At 70.5% G+C, this 2,291-nt stretch carries 1 protein-coding gene; it reads left to right on the forward strand.

The window, feature by feature from the left end; genetic code table 11:
- Positions 1–536: 536 nt before the first annotated feature.
- Complete coding sequence (locus tag ABT247_RS33080; RefSeq protein WP_350750238.1) at positions 537–2,189, forward strand: RNA polymerase sigma factor; 1,653 nt, start codon at positions 537–539, stop codon at positions 2,187–2,189.
- Positions 2,190–2,291: the final 102 nt, after the last annotated feature.

Below are 2,291 nucleotides of genomic sequence, written 5' to 3' on the forward strand. Positions count from 1 at the left end.
GTGAACCGAGGGTCGGCCGTCAGCACGGCGCCGCACGAGGGGCAGGGCGAACCGTGGGCGGGTCGGTCGGGGGCTGTCTCAACGGGTGTGCCCCGCCCCCTGACGCCCCGGGCCCGGCATCACTCCGCCCCTGCCTGCCCGGGCCGGCCCCCGCACCCCCGGCCCCTCGCGACGCCCCCACCCGCGTCCCGCGGCCACGCCCCCCCGTAGTGCCCCGTCCATGTCAATCACGCCGGGAGCGAGTGCGCGATGATGGAGTCGGCCCCGAGGCCGCGGGCACCGAGCGGTGTGACCCGCGACACGAAGGGCATGCGTAACACTTGACGAGCAGCAGCGATGTGTCCTGAGCGGAAGCAGCTCCGGAATACCCCAACATGCCAGAATGCTGTGTTGGTCTGCGGCGCTGCTGCCGTCCTGCAAACCCAGTCCTCAAGCCCGAGTCGGTCGGAATCGACACCGCGCGTCCGAAGCGCGATCTCCTTCCCCGCCCGCTCGGGCGGCCGGTACGGGTTCGAGTCCACTCATCGTCCGAGAGGTTGTTCGTGTCGGCCAGCACATCCCGTTCGCTTCCCCCCGAGATCGCCGAGTCCGCGGCTCTGCTGGCGCTCATCGAGCGGGGCAAGGCCCAGGGGCAGATCGCCGGTGACGACGTGCGCCAGGCGTTCGAGGCGGACCAGATCCCGGTCACCAAGTGGAAGAACGTCATGCGCAGCCTCAACCAGGTGCTGATTGAGGAGGGGGTGGACCTCATGGTCAGCGCGGCCGAGCCGGCCGGCGCCAAGCGCAAGAGCGTGGCCGCGAAGAGCCCCACCAAGCGCACCGCCACCAAGGCTGTCACCACCCGGACCCCGGCCGCCCCGTCGGCTCCGACCAAGCCGCCCGTGCGGATCGCCCCCGGTGCGCCCGTCGCGGCTCCGGCCGTCGCGGCCGCCGCTGCGGCCCCCGCTCCCACGGTCTCCGCCGAGATCACCGTCGAGGAGGCGGCCGTCGCGGTCGCCGAGGTGAAGGCGGCTCCGGCGAAGAAGGCCGCCCCGGCCAAGAAGGCCGCGGCCAAGAAGACCGCGGCGCCGGCCAAGAAGACCGCCGCGAAGAAGACCACCGCCGCCAAGGGCGCCAAGGGCGGCGACGAGGAGCTGCTCGGCGAGGAGGAGCTGCTCGAGGACGTCGCGCTGCCGGGCGACAAGGCCGAGGCCGAGGGTCCGGAGGAGGAGTCGGAGGGCTTCGTCCTCTCCGACGACGACGAGGACGACGCGCCGGCCCAGCAGGTCGCCGTCGCCGGCGCCACCGCCGACCCGGTCAAGGACTACCTGAAGCAGATCGGCAAGGTCCCGCTGCTCAACGCCGAGCAGGAGGTCGAGCTCGCCAAGCGCATCGAGGCCGGTCTGTTCGCCGAGGACAAGCTCTCGGCCGCCGACAAGCTCGCCCCGAAGCTCAAGCGCGAGCTGGAGATCATCGCCGAGGACGGCCGTCGGGCGAAGAACCACCTGCTGGAGGCCAACCTCCGTCTGGTGGTCTCGCTGGCCAAGCGATACACCGGCCGCGGCATGCTCTTCCTGGACCTGATCCAGGAGGGCAACCTCGGTCTGATCCGTGCGGTCGAGAAGTTCGACTACACCAAGGGCTACAAGTTCTCGACCTACGCCACCTGGTGGATCCGTCAGGCGATCACCCGCGCCATGGCGGACCAGGCCCGTACCATCCGCATCCCGGTGCACATGGTCGAGGTCATCAACAAGCTGGCCCGCGTCCAGCGCCAGATGCTCCAGGACCTGGGCCGCGAGCCCACCCCGGAGGAGCTGGCCAAGGAACTCGACATGACCCCCGAGAAGGTCATCGAGGTCCAGAAGTACGGCCGCGAGCCGATCTCGCTGCACACCCCCCTGGGTGAGGACGGCGACAGCGAGTTCGGTGACCTGATCGAGGACTCCGAGGCGGTCGTCCCGGCCGACGCGGTGTCCTTCACCCTGCTCCAGGAGCAGCTGCACTCGGTGCTGGACACCCTCTCCGAGCGTGAGGCCGGCGTGGTCTCGATGCGCTTCGGCCTGACGGACGGTCAGCCGAAGACGCTCGACGAGATCGGCAAGGTGTACGGGGTCACCCGTGAGCGCATCCGCCAGATCGAGTCGAAGACCATGTCCAAGCTGCGCCACCCGTCGCGCTCCCAGGTGCTGCGCGACTACCTGGACTGATCGACCGCCGCAAGCGGCACCTGCTGGGCGACGACACCGGGTCGTAGAACTCCCCGGCCGCGTTCCGCGCCTCGGTCACCCCGTCCGTCACCAGCAGCAGCG

Source organism: Kitasatospora sp. NPDC001539 (assembly GCF_040298565.1).
In the GTDB taxonomy this organism is placed as follows: domain Bacteria; phylum Actinomycetota; class Actinomycetes; order Streptomycetales; family Streptomycetaceae; genus Kitasatospora.